The 15,039-nt window shown below is 67.1% G+C and carries 16 protein-coding genes; 9 read left to right on the forward strand and 7 right to left on the reverse strand.

The window, feature by feature from the left end; all coding sequences use genetic code 11:
• A partial coding sequence (locus AB4Z37_RS23380; RefSeq protein WP_441519146.1) for a polysaccharide biosynthesis/export family protein occupies positions 1-419 on the reverse strand: 419 nt, incomplete at its 3' end.
• Between the two features lie 236 nt (positions 420-655).
• Here AB4Z37_RS23380 and AB4Z37_RS23385 point away from each other — a divergent pair.
• Entirely contained in the window at positions 656-2,944 is a 2,289-nt protein-coding gene (locus AB4Z37_RS23385) for a GumC family protein (protein WP_441519147.1), read from the forward strand.
• A gap of 83 nt (positions 2,945-3,027) precedes the next feature.
• On the opposite strand, the gene AB4Z37_RS23390 is transcribed toward AB4Z37_RS23385, so the two are convergent.
• A complete protein-coding gene (locus tag AB4Z37_RS23390) occupies positions 3,028-4,221 on the reverse strand; it encodes a GNAT family N-acetyltransferase (RefSeq protein WP_441519148.1) in 1,194 nt (397 codons plus the stop codon).
• Positions 4,222-4,349: 128 nt separating this feature from the next.
• Between AB4Z37_RS23390 and AB4Z37_RS23395 the strand changes: the two genes are divergently transcribed.
• The gene (locus AB4Z37_RS23395; protein WP_441519149.1) at positions 4,350-5,360 is read left to right on the forward strand and encodes a polysaccharide deacetylase family protein; all 1,011 of its coding nucleotides are present in this window, start codon (positions 4,350-4,352) and stop codon (positions 5,358-5,360) included.
• A 25-nt stretch (positions 5,361-5,385) separates the two neighbouring features.
• Here AB4Z37_RS23395 and AB4Z37_RS23400 read toward each other — a convergent pair whose 3' ends face one another.
• Positions 5,386-5,598, reverse strand: coding sequence for a DUF2842 domain-containing protein (locus tag AB4Z37_RS23400; protein WP_441519150.1), 213 nt, complete (start codon positions 5,596-5,598; stop codon positions 5,386-5,388).
• A 148-nt stretch (positions 5,599-5,746) separates the two neighbouring features.
• On the opposite strand from AB4Z37_RS23400, the gene AB4Z37_RS23405 reads away from it, so the two are divergent.
• Positions 5,747-6,793, forward strand: coding sequence for a COX15/CtaA family protein (locus AB4Z37_RS23405; protein WP_441519151.1), 1,047 nt, complete (start codon positions 5,747-5,749; stop codon positions 6,791-6,793).
• An 89-nt stretch (positions 6,794-6,882) separates the two neighbouring features.
• Here AB4Z37_RS23405 and AB4Z37_RS23410 read toward each other — a convergent pair whose 3' ends face one another.
• The 3 genes from AB4Z37_RS23410 to AB4Z37_RS23420 all read right to left on the reverse strand — a co-directional run bounded on the left by AB4Z37_RS23410 (position 6,883) and on the right by AB4Z37_RS23420 (position 9,825).
• Entirely contained in the window at positions 6,883-8,163 is a 1,281-nt protein-coding gene (locus AB4Z37_RS23410) for an O-acetylhomoserine aminocarboxypropyltransferase (protein ID WP_441519152.1), read from the reverse strand.
• A 254-nt stretch (positions 8,164-8,417) separates the two neighbouring features.
• Positions 8,418-8,999, reverse strand: a complete 582-nt coding sequence (locus AB4Z37_RS23415; RefSeq protein WP_441519153.1) for a CoA-binding protein — start codon at positions 8,997-8,999, stop codon at positions 8,418-8,420.
• Positions 9,000-9,021: 22 nt separating this feature from the next.
• On the reverse strand, positions 9,022-9,825 hold the full coding sequence (locus AB4Z37_RS23420) for an enoyl-CoA hydratase (protein ID WP_441519154.1): 804 nt from the start codon (positions 9,823-9,825) through the stop codon (positions 9,022-9,024).
• A gap of 117 nt (positions 9,826-9,942) precedes the next feature.
• Here AB4Z37_RS23420 and AB4Z37_RS23425 point away from each other — a divergent pair, with 117 nt between their 5' ends.
• The 6 genes from AB4Z37_RS23425 to AB4Z37_RS23450 all read left to right on the forward strand — a co-directional run bounded on the left by AB4Z37_RS23425 (position 9,943) and on the right by AB4Z37_RS23450 (position 13,734).
• Positions 9,943-10,386: a PaaI family thioesterase gene (locus AB4Z37_RS23425; protein ID WP_441519155.1), complete on the forward strand. Its 444-nt coding sequence runs from the start codon at positions 9,943-9,945 to the stop codon at positions 10,384-10,386.
• 140 nt (positions 10,387-10,526) lie between these two features.
• Positions 10,527-10,991, forward strand: a complete 465-nt coding sequence (gene rplM / locus AB4Z37_RS23430) for a 50S ribosomal protein L13 (RefSeq protein ID WP_441519156.1) — start codon at positions 10,527-10,529, stop codon at positions 10,989-10,991.
• A gap of 2 nt (positions 10,992-10,993) precedes the next feature.
• On the forward strand, positions 10,994-11,473 hold the full coding sequence (gene rpsI / locus AB4Z37_RS23435) for a 30S ribosomal protein S9 (RefSeq protein WP_441519157.1): 480 nt from the start codon (positions 10,994-10,996) through the stop codon (positions 11,471-11,473).
• Between the two features lie 287 nt (positions 11,474-11,760).
• Positions 11,761-13,005: a diguanylate cyclase gene (locus AB4Z37_RS23440; protein ID WP_441519158.1), complete on the forward strand. Its 1,245-nt coding sequence runs from the start codon at positions 11,761-11,763 to the stop codon at positions 13,003-13,005.
• Between the two features lie 59 nt (positions 13,006-13,064).
• Entirely contained in the window at positions 13,065-13,310 is a 246-nt protein-coding gene (locus AB4Z37_RS23445) for a hypothetical protein (protein ID WP_441519159.1), read from the forward strand.
• Positions 13,311-13,434: 124 nt separating this feature from the next.
• A complete protein-coding gene (locus tag AB4Z37_RS23450; RefSeq protein ID WP_441519160.1) occupies positions 13,435-13,734 on the forward strand; it encodes an antibiotic biosynthesis monooxygenase family protein in 300 nt (99 codons plus the stop codon).
• A 10-nt stretch (positions 13,735-13,744) separates the two neighbouring features.
• Here AB4Z37_RS23450 and AB4Z37_RS23455 read toward each other — a convergent pair whose 3' ends face one another.
• A complete protein-coding gene (locus AB4Z37_RS23455) occupies positions 13,745-14,890 on the reverse strand; it encodes an AI-2E family transporter (RefSeq protein ID WP_441519161.1) in 1,146 nt (381 codons plus the stop codon).
• Between the last annotated feature and the right edge of the window lie 149 nt (positions 14,891-15,039).

Below are 15,039 nucleotides of genomic sequence, written 5' to 3' on the forward strand. Positions count from 1 at the left end.
TGTCCCGGCGCGGTGACCTCGCCGAGAATGAAGAACGGACGGTAGGCCTCGACCTCGACGGCGACATAGGGTTCGCGGATGTAGCCGGCGCGCAGCTTGCCGGTGACGGCGCGGGCGAGCTCGGCGGGCGTGAGGCCGCGGGCATGCACCGTGCCGATCAGCGGCATGGTGATGGCGCCGCCGGCATCGACCGCATAGGAATTGGTGAGGCCGTCCTGGCCGTAGACCACAATGCGCAGGCGATCACCGGCATCGAGGCGGTAGTCGGCGCCGGGGGCAAAGGCGATCGGCGTCACGGCGACATTCGGCGCGCCATAGGCGGGCTGGTCGAAGCCGGCGACCGGCGGCGGCACAGTCATGCACCCCGACAGCGTGATCGCGACAAGCCAACTGAGGATGAAAGCGCGGGCGGCGCGCATCGGAGAATCCATTGCGAAAAATACGCGCCGATTAAGGGCTTCCATGGTTAACAAAGCATGACCTTGCGGTGTCCTTGCACCAAAATCGGCCGCACCGCGCAGCTTCCGTCCGCTTGCGGCCCAACGGCGCCCGGCGCGATGCCGCACGACGCAAATTAACGCGCCAGCAACCTTAATGGACTGTAATCGCCGCCGTCGGGGTGAGTCTGACAGTGCTGCGCGAGTGGGAGTCTGCAATGCGTTTGGCGTTCTGGCGTCGTCGTGAGATCGGTGCTGCGCCCATCGAGGCCGCAACCGCATCCGGACCGGGGCTGTCTCAGTTGGGCTTCACGCCGGGACGTGAGCTGCCCGCCGCCGCGGAGCCGGACGGTCTTGACCTGCGCGTGATCGGCCAGGCCCTGATGCGGCGCAAATTCTGGATTCTCGGGCCGACGCTGCTGGCGGCGGGCCTGTCGATCGTAGCTGTCAACCTGGTGACGCCGCGCTACAAGTCGGAAGCCCGGATCCTGATCGACGGCCGGGAAAACGTCTTCCTGCGCCCGAACGGCGAGCGCGCCGAAGAGCGCACGGCGCTCGATCCCGAGGCCGTGACCAGCCAGGTGCAGCTCGTGTTGTCGCGCGATCTTGCGCGCGACGTGATCAAGGAGAACAAGCTCGCCGAGCGGCCGGAGTTCGATCCGGTGCTGAAGGGCGTCTCGCCGCTGAAGTCGCTGCTCGCGCTGTTCGGCATCATCCGCGATCCATTCAAGATGACGCCGGAGGAGCGGGTGCTCGATGCCTATTATGAGCGCCTGGCCGCTTTCGCGGTCGACAAGTCGCGGGTGATCGCGGTCGAATTCCAGTCGCAGGATCCTGATCTCGCAGCGCGCGTCGCCAATTCCATCGCCAATGGCTATCTCGTGCTGCAGCAGGCGGCGAAGCAGAACCAGGCGCGCTCCGCCGGGCAGTGGCTGTCCGGCGAGATCGACAGCCTGCGCCAGAAGGTGGCCGAGGCCGAAGCCCGCGTCGAGGACTTCCGCTCCAGGTCGAGTCTGTTTGTCGGCACCAACAACACCACGCTGTCCAACCAGCAGCTCGGCGAGATCAACAGCCAGCTGACGAGCGCGCGGGCGCAGAAGTCGGACGCCGAATCCAAGGCGCGGCTGATCCGCGAGATGCTGCAGAGCGGCCGTCCCATCGAGGCGTCGGAAGTCCTCAATTCCGAGCTGGTGCGTCGTCTGACCGAGCAGCGCATCACCTTGCAGGGCCAGCTCGCCGAGCAGTCTTCGACGCTGCTCGACGGCCACCCGCGCATCAAGGAGCTGAAGGCGCAGATTGGCGACCTCGACCGCCAGTTGCGTGACGAAGCCAGCAAGATCTCGCGCTCGCTGGAAAACGATGCGCGCATCGCCGGCGCGCGGGTCGACAGTCTGACGGCCAGCCTCGACCAGATGAAGCGTCAGGCGTCGTCGACCAACGGTCAGGACGTGCAACTGCGCGCGCTGGAGCGCGAAGCCAAGGCGCAGCGCGACCTGCTGGAGTCCTACCTCGCCAAGTATCGCGAGGCGACCGCGCGCGAAAGCATCGACACCGGGCCGAGCGACGGCCGCATCATCTCCCGGGCGATTGTCACCAATGTGCCGGCCTATCCGAAGAAGATGCCGATCGTGCTGATCGCGACGCTGGCGACGCTGATGCTGTCGGCAGGCTCGATCGCGTCCGGTGAGCTGCTGCGGATGACGGCGCCGCGCACGGTGGTCGCGGTGTCCGGATCCGAGGCTCTCGCCCGCACCGTCGCCGAGCCGCGCTTCGCGGCACCGCCATCGCAGGCGCTGCCACCCCAGGCCATGCACCATATCCACCTTGCCGAAGGGGCGTCCCTGGCCGCGCAGCTGCAGCCGGTGGCGCCGCCGCTGCCCCCGGTCTCGCATCCGGGCCTGGCGGCACCCGTCCCCGAGATCGAGCGCGTGGCGCGCGACCTGCAGGTCGCCGGCGTGTCGGCCCGCAAGATCACCATGATCGGCGTCGGCCAGAACGAGAACGTCACCCTCACCGCGCTGACGCTGGCGCGACTGCTGTCACGCAAGGGCAAGGTGGTGCTGGTCGAGCTGTCACTGTCGTCGCCGACGGTGGGGGCGGTGTCCAGCGATCCGATGGCGCCTGGCCTGTCCGATCTGATGCTCGGCTCGGCGAATTTCGGCCAGATCATCTCCCGGGACCGCCTGTCGCAAGTGCATCTGGTCGGCGCCGGCCGCGCCTCCAGAGACCGCACGCTGCTGCAGTCGCCGCGCCTCGCGCTCGCCGTCGATGCGTTGTTGCGGGTCTACGATCATGTGCTGCTCGACGCCGGCACCGCGGCCGACCTGCCGGCGGCGCTGCTGTCCAGCAATGCTCAGGCGGTGGTGATCCCCGATCCGGCGATGGACGCACCGGCGCGGGCGTTCATGGCCGAACAGCTGCGGGCGACCGGCTTCCTCGGCGTCACCATGCTGAGCGGGCCAGCCGATCCGCTCGATGACGGCCGGCCGGCGGTGGCGGCCGCCTGAGACCTGCCACGACACCACGGTGAAAATCCGGTGTTCGGCGCGACCGGACGCCGCTGGAGCGGCCCGGTTTTCACATCGCCGATTCAGTGGCGCAGGGTGCTGCGCACGCGCTGGGCAAGCTGGGCGAGCGCCGGGGTCTGCTTGACCGCGCGCTTGGCGCGCGCCACGGCGGAGAGGGCGAAGGCAGCGGCGCGGCCCTTGGTCGACAGCGGCAGGAAGCTGTCGAAGATCGGTTCGTCGTCCTTGCAGAACAACAGCTTGTAGTCGTCCGAGCCGATCCCGAGATCGATCGAGGTGTAGTCCTGGCCGGCGTAGTGGTCGATGATGTTGCGCAGCAGGATCAGGCCCGGGCTGAACTTGGCGCTGGCCGAGATGGTGTAGGTGTTGAACATCATCGAGAAGCGGGCGCCGTCGGCGACGCCGGCGAAGATCGCAATGACCTCCTCGTCGCATAGCAGCGCGTGGATCTCGATGGTGCGGCCATCGCCCCAGCGGGCGTTGCAGGCCGCGACGATGAAGTCCCGGACGCCGGGTTCGGCGAAGACGTTGGGCAGCTTCTGGATCGCCATCCGCTGCGGCTTGATCGTGAAGAACGCCTCGATGGTGCGGCGGACMTCGTCGTCGGTTCGCGCGATCAGGTAGCGGTACCCCGGGAGCCCCTGCAGCTTGCGTTCCTTGCCCTTGAGGCGGCGCCGGAACGAGTTGCTGATCCGATCGGCTGGCTGGGAGCCCGGCACCATCGTCAGCAGCGGACAGCTGTTGACGGAGGGCTGCGACGCGAGCAGGGCCAGCGGATTGGTGATGTCGAGCCAGCGCATGGGCTGCCGCGCGAGCGCCAGCAGGTCGGCCTTCGCCGTGTGCGTGCGGAGCAGTTCGAGCACGCGGGCGAGCTCGCTCCGATCGGCGGACGCCGCGAAATCGTGCGCCAGCAGCGGCATGTTGAAGGTCGCATGCTTGCCGCCGAGGAAGCTGGCGATGCGGATGCCGCCCTCGTTGTGCAGTCCGAGCGGCAGCAGCAGCAGCGGGCGCGAAGCACTGTCGTAGGCGACGACGATGAAAGGGGTGACGCCCTCGCGGCTACCCACATGGGCATGCCATGCGGACAAGAAGTCGAAGCGCTGGAATGGCGTGAAGCGGTGGCCGTGGGTCTCCATGGCGCGCCAGGTCGCCTCGGCCTCCGCCATGGATCGGAACACGTCGATCCCTGCCACTCGCGCGGTGGTGGACATTGTCTCACCATGCCCCGTGTCGTTGTCCATCACTGCAGCCACGGGCATCGCTGGACCCTGTCAGAATTCCATAATTTCCGGATCGTCCAGACCTTTGCAAATAATTGTCAACAAACGGTAAGGACAATGCAACGGGGAGCGGTTCTGGAGCACCGCTCGAAGCGAGGGGATCGATCGTGGTGCTGTCGTCGCAGGCGCCGAAAGCGCTGGCGCTCGAGTTTGCCTGCTGCAGCGGGGCGGTGCGGTTGCTGGAGATGCGCCGCCGCGGCACCGGCGCCATGCTCCGGTTTCAGCGCGTTCAGCCGCTGACGCGCGGCGGTTTCCAGCCGTCTCGCGCCATCATCATTGCGCCCGAGCGGCTCGAGCGGTTGCTCGGTCGGCTGCGGCGGCGGGGCGTCGAGCTTGTGACGGTCGACGAGGCGGTGCGGCGGATTGCTGCTCCGGCTGCGTCGCGGCGGTTCGTCTGTCTGACATTCGACGGCGCCTATCGCGATGTCCTGCACCATGCAGCGCCGGTGCTCGCGCGGCACCGGGTACCGTTCGCCGTCTATGTCCCGACCGCGTTCGTCGACGGCATCGCCGAGCTATGGTGGCTGCCGCTCGAGCGGGTGATCGCCAGGAACGAGCGCATCAGCCTGATGCTCGACGAGCGCGAGCGTCACTTCGATGCCGGGCTGGTGGAGCAGAAGTGCGCGCTCTACGATCTGTTGGCCGGCTGGTTGCAGGGATTGGCGCCGGCGGAGCGCTCCCTGGCGATCCGCGATCTCTGCACGCGCTACATGGTCGATCTTGCCGCGCTGTCGCGTGCGGCGGTGATGGACTGGAATGAGGTGCGGGCGCTTGCGGCCGATCCGCTGGTGACCATCGGCAGCGCGACCGTCCATGGTGCCGCGCTGGACCGCCTCGACGATGCGCAGGCGCTGCGCGAGATGCGGATGGGGCGCGAGGTCGCGGAGGCCGCGCTCGACCGGTCGTTGCCGCACTTCGCCTATCCATCCGGTTCGATCGGCGCGCGCGAGGTCGCGCTTGCGGCGCAGGCGGGCTTTGCCAGTGCCGTCACCTTGCAAGGCGGCCTGATCCGGCCGGATGGCGGGTCCAGCCCTCTGGCGTTGCCCCGCATCGGATGGGACGGGCGGCGCCCGTCACTGCGCGCCCTGCGCGCACGGCTGGCAGGCCTCGGCAGCTAGCGGCCCCGGCGCGGGGAAGGGCGGATCAGGTGGTCCTGTCCGGACGCGACATCCAGCTCACGATCGGCATCGCCGGCAGCACCCAGCCAAGTCCGGCGACGACGTAGTAGACGAGCTGGACCAGCCGCGATTGTGCGATGAACGGGGCCTGCGCAAATGCCATCGCGAGCAGCGACCAGACGATCACCAGAACCAGCAGAATGATCGTTCCCAGCAGCTTTCGGAGGCGAATTTTCATGACGGAAATGTGCGTTCCTGCACTGGTGAGGGCGGATTTGACCGCTTTTCGGGCCCGGGCGGCGCGACTATAAGGGCCGCACGTACCCGATCAAGGTGATGATGTCCACATGTCCGACAGCGCCGTTTCCCCCCGATATCTTGCGCCCATGCGGATCTGGCTGGCGGCGGTCGCCGCGCTGATCCTCGCCATGGTGCTGGTCGGCGGCGCCACCCGGCTCACCGAATCCGGCCTCTCGATCGTCGAGTGGAAGCCGGTCACCGGCACGTTGCCGCCGCTGACCGCAGACGGCTGGAATGCGGCCTTCGAGGCCTACAAGAAGATCCCGCAGTACCGCGAGCTCAACCACGGCATGAGCCTTGCGGAATTCAAGGAGATCTTCTGGTGGGAATGGAGCCATCGCCTGCTCGGCCGGGTGATCGGCGCGGCCTACCTGCTGCCGTTCCTCTGGTTCCTGTGGCGCGCCACGCTCAGTGGCGAGCTCAAGCGGCGGCTGTGGGTCATCTTCGCGCTCGGCGGCCTGCAGGGCGCGGTCGGCTGGTGGATGGTGGCGTCCGGGCTGACGGAGCGGGTCGAGGTGTCGCAGTATCGCCTTGCGGCGCATCTGATGCTGGCGCTGGTGATCTATTCGGCGATCGTCTGGACGTTGCGGCGGTTGCGGCCGGGCACGCCGGTGGTGGCGCCGCCGCGGCTGCGCGTCACTGCGATCGTGCTGCTTGGCCTGGTCTATCTGCAGCTCTATTTCGGCGCGCTGGTTGCCGGCCTGCGCGCGGGCCGGGCGTTCAACACCTGGCCGCTGATCGACGGCGCGTTCATTCCCGACGCCGCGCGGCTGTTCTTCGAGCAGCCGTGGTGGCGCAACTTCTTCGACAACACCCTGACGGTGCAGTTCTGCCACCGCATGCTGGCCTACACGATCTGGATCGTCGCCATCCTGCATGTGATCGATGCGATCCGCAGCCGGGCCGGCACCGCTGTCAACGGCGCGCTGTGGCTGGTGATCGCGGTGACGCTGCAGGCGGCGCTGGGCATTCTGACGCTGCTGCACATGGTGCCGATCGGCCTTGCGCTCGCGCACCAGGGCGTCGCCATCGTCGTGCTGACGCTGGCGCTGCTGCAATCTGAGCGCCTTGCCGCCGGGCAGCCGGTGGCGCAGTCGACGCCAATCGGCGCGGCGATCGGGCAGCGCGGCTGACGCCGTCCTTGGTCATTCGCTGAAACGCAAACGCGGCGCCGGATACCGGCGCCGCGTTTCGTCTGTCCGGATGGTCGCGCGCAGCGCGATCAGGCGTTCAGCGCCTGATCGAGATCGGCGATGAGATCTTCCTTGTCCTCGATGCCGACCGACAGGCGGACGACATCCGGGCCGGCGCCGGCCAGCGTCTTCTGGGCATCGTCGAGCTGGCTGTGGGTGGTCGAGGCCGGGTGGATGACCAGCGAACGGGTGTCGCCGACGTTGGCGAGGTGCGAGAACAGCTTGACGTTCGACACCAGCTTGACGCCGGCGTCATAGCCGCCCTTGAGGCCGAACGTGAACACCGCGCCGGCGCCCTTGGGCGCGTATTTGCGGGCGAGGTTGTGGTAGCGGTCGCCAGGCAGGCCGGCGTAGTTGACCCAGGCGATGGCCGGGTGGGTCGACAGCCATTCGGCGACGGCCTTGGCGTTGTCGGAGTGCTTCTGCACCCGCAGCGCCAGCGTCTCGATGCCGTTGAGGATCAGGAAGGCATTGAACGGCGAGATCGCCGGGCCGAGGTCGCGCAGGCCGAGGACGCGTGCGGCGATGGCGAAGGCGAAGTTGCCGAACGTCTCCTGCAGCCGGATGCCGTGATACTCGGGGCGCGGCTCGCTGAGCGTCGGATAGCGGCCGTCGCGCGACCAGTCGAAGGTGCCGGCGTCGACGAGAATGCCGCCGATCGAGTTGCCATGGCCGCCGAGGAACTTGGTGAGCGAATGCACCACGATATCGGCGCCGTGGTCGATCGGCCGGATCAGGTAGGGCGTCGCGAGGGTGTTGTCGACGATCAGCGGCACGCCGGCGCGGCGGGCGATGGTGGCGATCGCCTCGATGTCGGTGATGCCGCCGCCGGGATTGGCGATCGATTCAATGAAGATCGCCTTGGTCTTCGGCGTCACCGCCTTCTCGAAGCTCTCGATGTTATCCGGGTCGGCCCACACCACGTTCCAGCCGAATTTCTTGAACGCGTGGTTGAACTGGTTGATCGAGCCGCCATAGAGCTTGCGCGCGGCGACGAACTCGTCGCCCGGCTGCAGCAGGGTGTGGAACGCGAGGAACTGGGCGGCGTGGCCCGATGCGGTGGCAAGGCCGGCCGTGCCGCCCTCGAGCGCGGCGACGCGCTCTTCCAGCACCGCGGTCGTCGGATTGCCGATGCGGGTGTAGATGTTGCCGAACGCCTGCAGGCCGAACAGCGAGGCGGCGTGGTCGGCGTCATTGAAGACGAACGACGTGGTCTGATAGATCGGCGTCGCACGGGCCCCCGTCGTCGGATCCGGCTGGGCGCCGGCGTGAATCGAGAGCGTGGAAAATCCGGGAGGGCGTTCGGTCATCATGAATCCTTGGTTGACGCGAAATCGGCAGATCGTCGGTGCAATGACGCGCGGCGAAGCCGCACGTCCGCCATGCTGCGGGGGCGGGTGGGGCCCCGTCAAGCCGGCGCCGCAGCTATAGCAAAAATCGCAAGGCTTTGCTGCGTGGCGTGTTGACCGCAAAACAAATCGCGTGCGGATCGCCGCGGCGGCAGGCGGGCCGTGCTGCCCGCAGCCGGTGGCGGATGCGCGGCGCTGCCGCTGCGAGACTGTCGCTACTGGTCCTTGGTGGTCTGGCTGGCGCGGTCGGCGGCGGTGGTGGCTGCTCCCGTGACGCTCTGGCGGTTGAGCGACAGCCGCATGCCCTGTGTCGGCGCCGGCGCACGCCGCGCGCTGAGGGTGCGCGAGTTGACGCCCATCCACTGGATCTCGGCGCTGAGACGGCCGTATTCGATCTTCGGGCAGCGGTTCATCACCACCTTGATGCCGTGCGCCTCGGCCCTCGCCGCGGCGGCATCATCGCGCACGCCGAGCTGCATCCAGATCACTTTCGGCAAAGGCGACAGCGTCAGCGCCTCCTCGATGATGGGGGCGACATGCGCCGAGGCGCGGAAGATGTCGATCATGTCGATGGGGCGGTCGATGTCGCGCAGCGAGGCCACGAACGGCCTGCCGACGAGGCTCTTGCCGACCTGCCCCGGATTGATCGGGATCATGTCGTAGCCGCGCTCGGCGAGATATTTGAACGCAAAGTAGCTCGGACGCACGTTGACCGGCGAGGCGCCGATCATCGCGATGGTCTTCACCGCATTGAGGATGCCGCGGATGTAGTTGTCGTCGTAGGTGTCGTGATTCATTCTTGCTTGCATCGGCCGGTGTTCACCGGTCCTCCCAGGTCGGCGCGCGTTTCTCGATGAAGGCATTGATGCCTTCCTCGGCGTCGCGTGCCAGCATGTTTTCGGTCATCACCTCCGCGGCGTAGCGGTAGGCGTCCGCCAGTGGCATCTCGATCTGGCGGTAGAAGGCCTCCTTGCCGATCTTCACGGTGTGGGCGGACTTCGCCGCGACGCGCCGGGCGAGGGCGATCGCCGCGTCGCGCTCGGTGCCCGCCGGCACGACGTCATTGACAAGGCCAAGCTCCTGCGCACGTGCCGCCGGCACCGCCTCGCCGGTGAGCAGCATGTGCATGGCGTGCTTGCGCGGCACGTTGCGCGACAGCGCCACCATCGGGGTGGAGCAGAACAGGCCGATATCGACGCCGGGGGTCGCGAAGCCAGCGCGCTCGGAGGCGACCGCAAGGTCGCAGCTCGCCACCAGCTGGCAGCCGGCCGCGGTCGCAAGGCCCTGGACCGAGGCCACCACGGGCTTCGGCAGCCGCACCACCGCCTGCATCATCGCGCTGCAGGCGTTCATGATGGTCGCGAAGTAGGCACGGCCGCGATCGGGATCGCCGCGCCGCGCGGTCAGTTCCTTGAGGTCGTGCCCCGACGAGAACACCGGGCCGTTGGCCGCGATCACCACGGCCCGTACGGTGCGGTCGTCCCGCGCGTCGTTCAGCGCGCCGTGGAGCGCAGCGATCAGCCCTTCCGACAGGCAGTTGCGCGCGGACGGGCGATTCAGGGTCAGAATGGTGACAGAATCAATCGTTTCGCGGGTGAGGATGTCGGATTGTGGGACTTGCATGGCTGGTCGCGAAGCGGTCATCGGCGTGTCACAAGGCTATTCATCGCCGGCACCCTAATGTAGACCGGGAGGCAAGGCGAGGCGAAAGCCACGCGAGAAGGGCAGGATTGAAGAATTATGGTCGCAGCGAAGATGACTGTCGCCGAGCTGGAGCAGTTTCTGCAACGGGAGTTTCCCCAGGCCTTCAGCAACGGGGACATCGTGATCGAAAGTGCCGATGGCGAGACCTGCCTGCTGCGCCAGACCTACAGCGAGCGCATGTTGCGCCCGGGCGGGACGGTGTCCGGACCGACGCTGATGGCGCTCGCCGATTTCGCCATGTACGTCGTGCTGCTGTCGGCCATCGGGCCCGTGGGCCTTGCCGTCACCACCAATCTCAACATCAATTTCCTGCGGAAGGGCCAGCCCGGCCAGGACGTGATGGCGGCCGCCCGTCTGCTCAAGCTCGGCAAGCGCCTCGCGGTCGGGGAGGTGAACCTGCTGTCTGGCACGTCGCCGGACCCGATCGCCCACGTCACATCCACTTACTCTATTCCGTCTGCAGCTGTTTCGCAGCGGTAATATCGCACCATATTTTTAATTCATTGAATTTACAGGTGTATTTTTGACGTTGGGGCGTTGACGCTGACGGGCTCTTTCTCTAGAAACCGGGCCAGCGCGGCGCATGCCGCCGCAACCTGTTTTTCAATTGGACATCTCACATGACAACGTTTTCGGCGAAGCCGGCCGAGGTCGAGAAGAAGTGGGTGCTGATCGACGCCAAGGGTCTGGTCGTCGGCCGCCTCGCGACCCTCGTCTCGATGCGCCTGCGCGGCAAGCATCGGCCCACCTACACCCCCCATGTCGATGATGGCGACAACGTCATCATCATCAACGCGGACAAGGTCGTGCTGACCGGCCGCAAGCGCGAGAAGAAGGTGTACTACCATCACACCGGCTTCATCGGCGGCATCAAGGAGCGCACCGCGCGCTCGATCCTCGAAGGCCGCTTCCCGGAGCGCGTCCTGGAGAAGGCCGTTGAGCGCATGCTGCCGCGTGGTCCGCTGGGCCGCAAGCAGCTCGGCAACCTGCGCGTTTACGCCGGTGCGGAGCACCCGCACGAGGCGCAGCAGCCGGAAGTCATCGACATCGCATCACTGAATCGCAAGAACACGAGGGTCGCGTAATCATGGCCGAGTCCATTCAATCGCTCGACCAGCTGTCGTCGCTGAAGGTGACGACGACCGCCGAGGCTCCGAAGTACGTCAAGAAGGTCGACAAGTTCGGTCGCGCCTATGCCACCGGCAAGCGCAAGGACGCGGTCGCCCGTGTCTGGATCAAGCCGGGTTCCGGCAAGATCGTCGTCAACACCCGCGAGTTCGAAGTCTACTTCGCTCGCCCGGTGCTGCGCATGATGATCGAGCAGCCGCTCAGCATCGCGGCCCGCGCCGGTCAGTATGACGTGATCTGCACCGTGTCCGGCGGCGGCCTGTCGGGCCAGGCGGGCGCCGTGCGCCACGGCCTGTCCAAGGCGCTGACCAACATGGAGCCGGAGCTCCGCGGCGTCCTCAAGAAGGGCGGCTTCCTCACCCGCGACTCGCGCGTCGTCGAGCGCAAGAAGTACGGCCGCGCCAAGGCCCGCCGCAGCTTCCAGTTCTCGAAGCGCTGATATTTTGTTGTTGCGCCGTTCGGCGCGGCAAACCGGAAAAGGGCAGCCTCGGCTGCCCTTTTTTGCGTTTGGGGTGGCCTTGCGCGGCCGCGCGGAGCGGGTTTTGCCTTCGAAGGACTGTTCTTGGTTTCAAATTGATTGCTGAAAACCGCGCGGTTTTTGCGAAAACTGCGGGGCGCCGGAAAACCATTTCCGAACACCACGCCGGTAAAATCGGCTGCAGAAGAAGGGGCCTATGCAGCTCCATCCGCTTTGGAAAGCCTTTCGTCTCTGGCTGGTGGGCAAGTATGTCGTTGGATATCTCGACACTCTATCTCGTTGCGGCTCTGGTCGCGGCAATGCTCGGCGCGTTGCTTCTGTTCTTCTGGCGTCAGGAACGAATTCCGGCGCTCGGCTGGTGGGGAGCGGCCTATCTTCTCGGGTCGGTGTCGATCGGGGTCTGGGTCCTCGCCGGTGCCAGACTTGGCGGAGCGGTGCTGCTGGCGGTCAACGTCATCGGCTTCGTGGCCTGCGGCATGGTCTGGACGGCCGCGCGCGTGTTCCACGGCCGCCGGCCGAACTGGTTCGGCCTGTGCGGCGGCGCCGCGGTCTGGACCGCGACCGTCCTGGTGTTCGGCGACGAGCAGTTTCTCGAGACAGTGGTGAGCGCCGCGATCGTTGCCGCGTACGCCGCGGTCACGGCCAGCGAACTGTGGTCGGAGCGGCGCAGCTCGATGCGGTCGCGCTGGCCGGCGCTGGCGATTCCGGTGCTGCACGGCATGGTGCTGATGCTGCCGATCGCGCTCGGTGGGCTGCTGTCGTCCCGTGACGATGCGTTCCGGGCCAATAGCGTTTGGGTCATCATCTTCGCCATCGAGCTCGTGCTGTATGCCGTGGGCACGGTGTTCATCATCTTCATGATGGTCAGCGATCGCACCGTGCGGGCGCACAAGGCCGCCGCGTCGATCGATCCGCTCACCGGGCTGCTCAATCGCCGCGGCTTCAGCGAGGCAACCGGGCGCATGATCGAGCGCGAGGCCAAGGCCGGCCGGCCGGTCACGGTGATGATCTTCGACATCGACCACTTCAAGTCGATCAACGACCGTTTCGGCCATCCCGCAGGCGACGAGGTGTTGAAGCTGTTCGCGGCGGTGATCACCGCCAACCTGCGCATCACCGACCTGATCGGCCGCATCGGCGGCGAGGAGTTCGCGGCGATGCTGCCCTGTGCGATCGACGAGACGCTGCTCGCTGCCGAACGCGTGCGTCACGCGTTCCAGGGCTGCGGCATCGAGGTCGACGACGCGCCGGTCGAGACCACGGTCAGCATCGGCGTGGCGGGCGGCCCGCCGGACACCGAGCTCGACGTGCTGCTGGCGAGCGCCGACACCGCGCTCTACCGGGCCAAGCGCGGCGGCCGTAACCGAGTCGAGGTCGCGACCGAAGAGCCGCTGTCGCTGGAGGAGAGCCGCCGCCAGCAGGCCGCGCAGACTGCGCCGCGCAAGGCGAGTGTGGTGCGTCAGACCGGCAGCGTGGTCGGCGCCGCACAGTAATTCGCCTCCTCCGCGAAAAGCTAACGGGGCGTTTACCATGTCGCCCCTAGCATCAGCGCATGTTGACGCGCATCGATCCACAACGCCACGCCGCCCTGAACGCGCTGGAAGCCAGCATCACGTCCGCACGGGCAGGTTTCGCCTGCCTGTTTTCGTCGTCCGACGAGTATGAGCGCGCCCTGATCGACGAGCGTCGCGCCGCGGGACGCTATGGGCGCCATGCGCCGCCGTCGAGCCGCTGGCCGGTGGTGTTGTTCGTCGGGCTCGCGCTGATGGTGGCGGGTCTGGCGCTGCTGATGGTCTGACCCGGGGTCCCTGCCGCCCGGGCCGTTTCGACCCTGCGTGCTTCCGAATTTGTTTGTCGCTGCGGGCCCGAGCCGCTATGGACGTCGTCCGACAGCAATCGACGCGCCGCGGAGGGGCATCCAGATGATCACCGAAATCGCTCAGATCGAGGTCAAGCCGGGTAGCGAGGCGGATTTCGAGGCGGCCGTGGTCAAGGCCAAGGCTGCGTTCGGCCGCGCCAGGGGCTTTCATGGCTTCGAGCTGCATCGCTCGATCGAGAAGCCGCAGCGTTATCGCCTCGTCGTGAAGTGGGAGACGCTGGAAGCTCACACCGTCGACTTCCGTGGCTCCGAGAATTTCGCCGAATGGCGCGCACTGGTCGGGCCGTTCTTCGCGTCGCCCCCGGAGGTCGAGCACACGCAGACGGTCGTCACCACCGCCTGACGCCGGCGGCTCAGGCTGCCGCAGCCCTCGCGCCGGTGTCGGCTGCGGGTTTGCCGTCGGCTTCGCCATAGACGTGCTTGAGCACCACCTTGGTCACCGCGATCAGGGGGAGTGCCAGCGCGAGGCCCCACAGCCCGAACAGCACGCCGAGGAAAATCTGTGACGCGAACAGCGTTGCCGGCGGGATGTTGATGGCATGCCGCTGGATCAGCGGGGTAAGGATGTTACCCTCCAGGAACTGCAGCGACGCATAGAGGCCGAATGCGCTGATCACGGCCGTCCAGCCCGAGCCCAGGCTCGCCAGCACGATGATGATGCCGGCAATGAACGAGCCGACCGTCGGGATGAAGGTCAGCAGGCCGGCCTGGAAGCCGAGCACCAGCGCCCCGGGAATGCCGATGATGGTCAGCCCGGTCCATGCGATCAGGAAAATGACACTCATGGTGGTGATCTGGCCGAGCAGCCAGCGCCGCAGGGTTTCGGCGACGTCGTCGACGAGCCGCGCCGCATAGGCCTTGTGCCGTCTGGGGACGAAGCTGAGCATGCCGTTGCGGTAGACGTCCGGCTGCAGCGCCAGCATCACGCCCAGCAGGACCACGACGAAGATGTTGCCGACGGTGCCGAACACGCCGAGCAGCAGCTTTGCGGTCTGGCCGAGCACGGCGGTGGTGCCCGAAGCGATGGTGCCGGCGCTCGGCAGTTCGGGCTTGGTGCGCGGCGTGCTGTCCGTGGCCGGCGTGGTCGACGGCCCGAGGGCCGTCGCCGGATCGAGGAAGCTGGTGTCGATGCCGTGCTGATCGAGGAACGACTTCACCGTGCCGACCTGGGAACGGATCGTCGTGGTGAGGGCGCTCGCCTGCTGGGCGATGGTGGCGCCGCCGAGCACGACGACGCTGGAGATGATGCCGGTCAGCAGCGCGCAGACGAGGGCCAGCCGCAGCAGGTAGGGGCCGCCGATCAGGCGCCCCAGCAGGTGGCTGAGCGCATTCAGGAACACGCCAAACAGGATGCCGGCAAAGATCAGGAACAGTGTCGCGGCGGCGTACCATACCAGCGCGAGGAACGCGGCGAAGGCGACGATGACGCAGCCACCGAGGGCGATCGACCGCGCCAGGGAGGGGGGCTGCGGCGCGGGATCGGCGGATGCGGGGGTCATTCGTCACCTCGTGAAGCGGGCGGCCATTCTTCGCCGAACGCGCGGCAGGGATCAAGCGCCCTTGCCGGAACCGGCACGGCCCGCCTGCAGGGCTGCCAAAAAAAGAAAGGCGCCCGCGAGGGCGCCTTTCGCACGTCCGGGACGGAGCC

Source organism: Bradyrhizobium sp. 2TAF24 (genome assembly GCF_052115025.1).
Classification (GTDB): domain Bacteria; phylum Pseudomonadota; class Alphaproteobacteria; order Rhizobiales; family Xanthobacteraceae; genus Bradyrhizobium_A.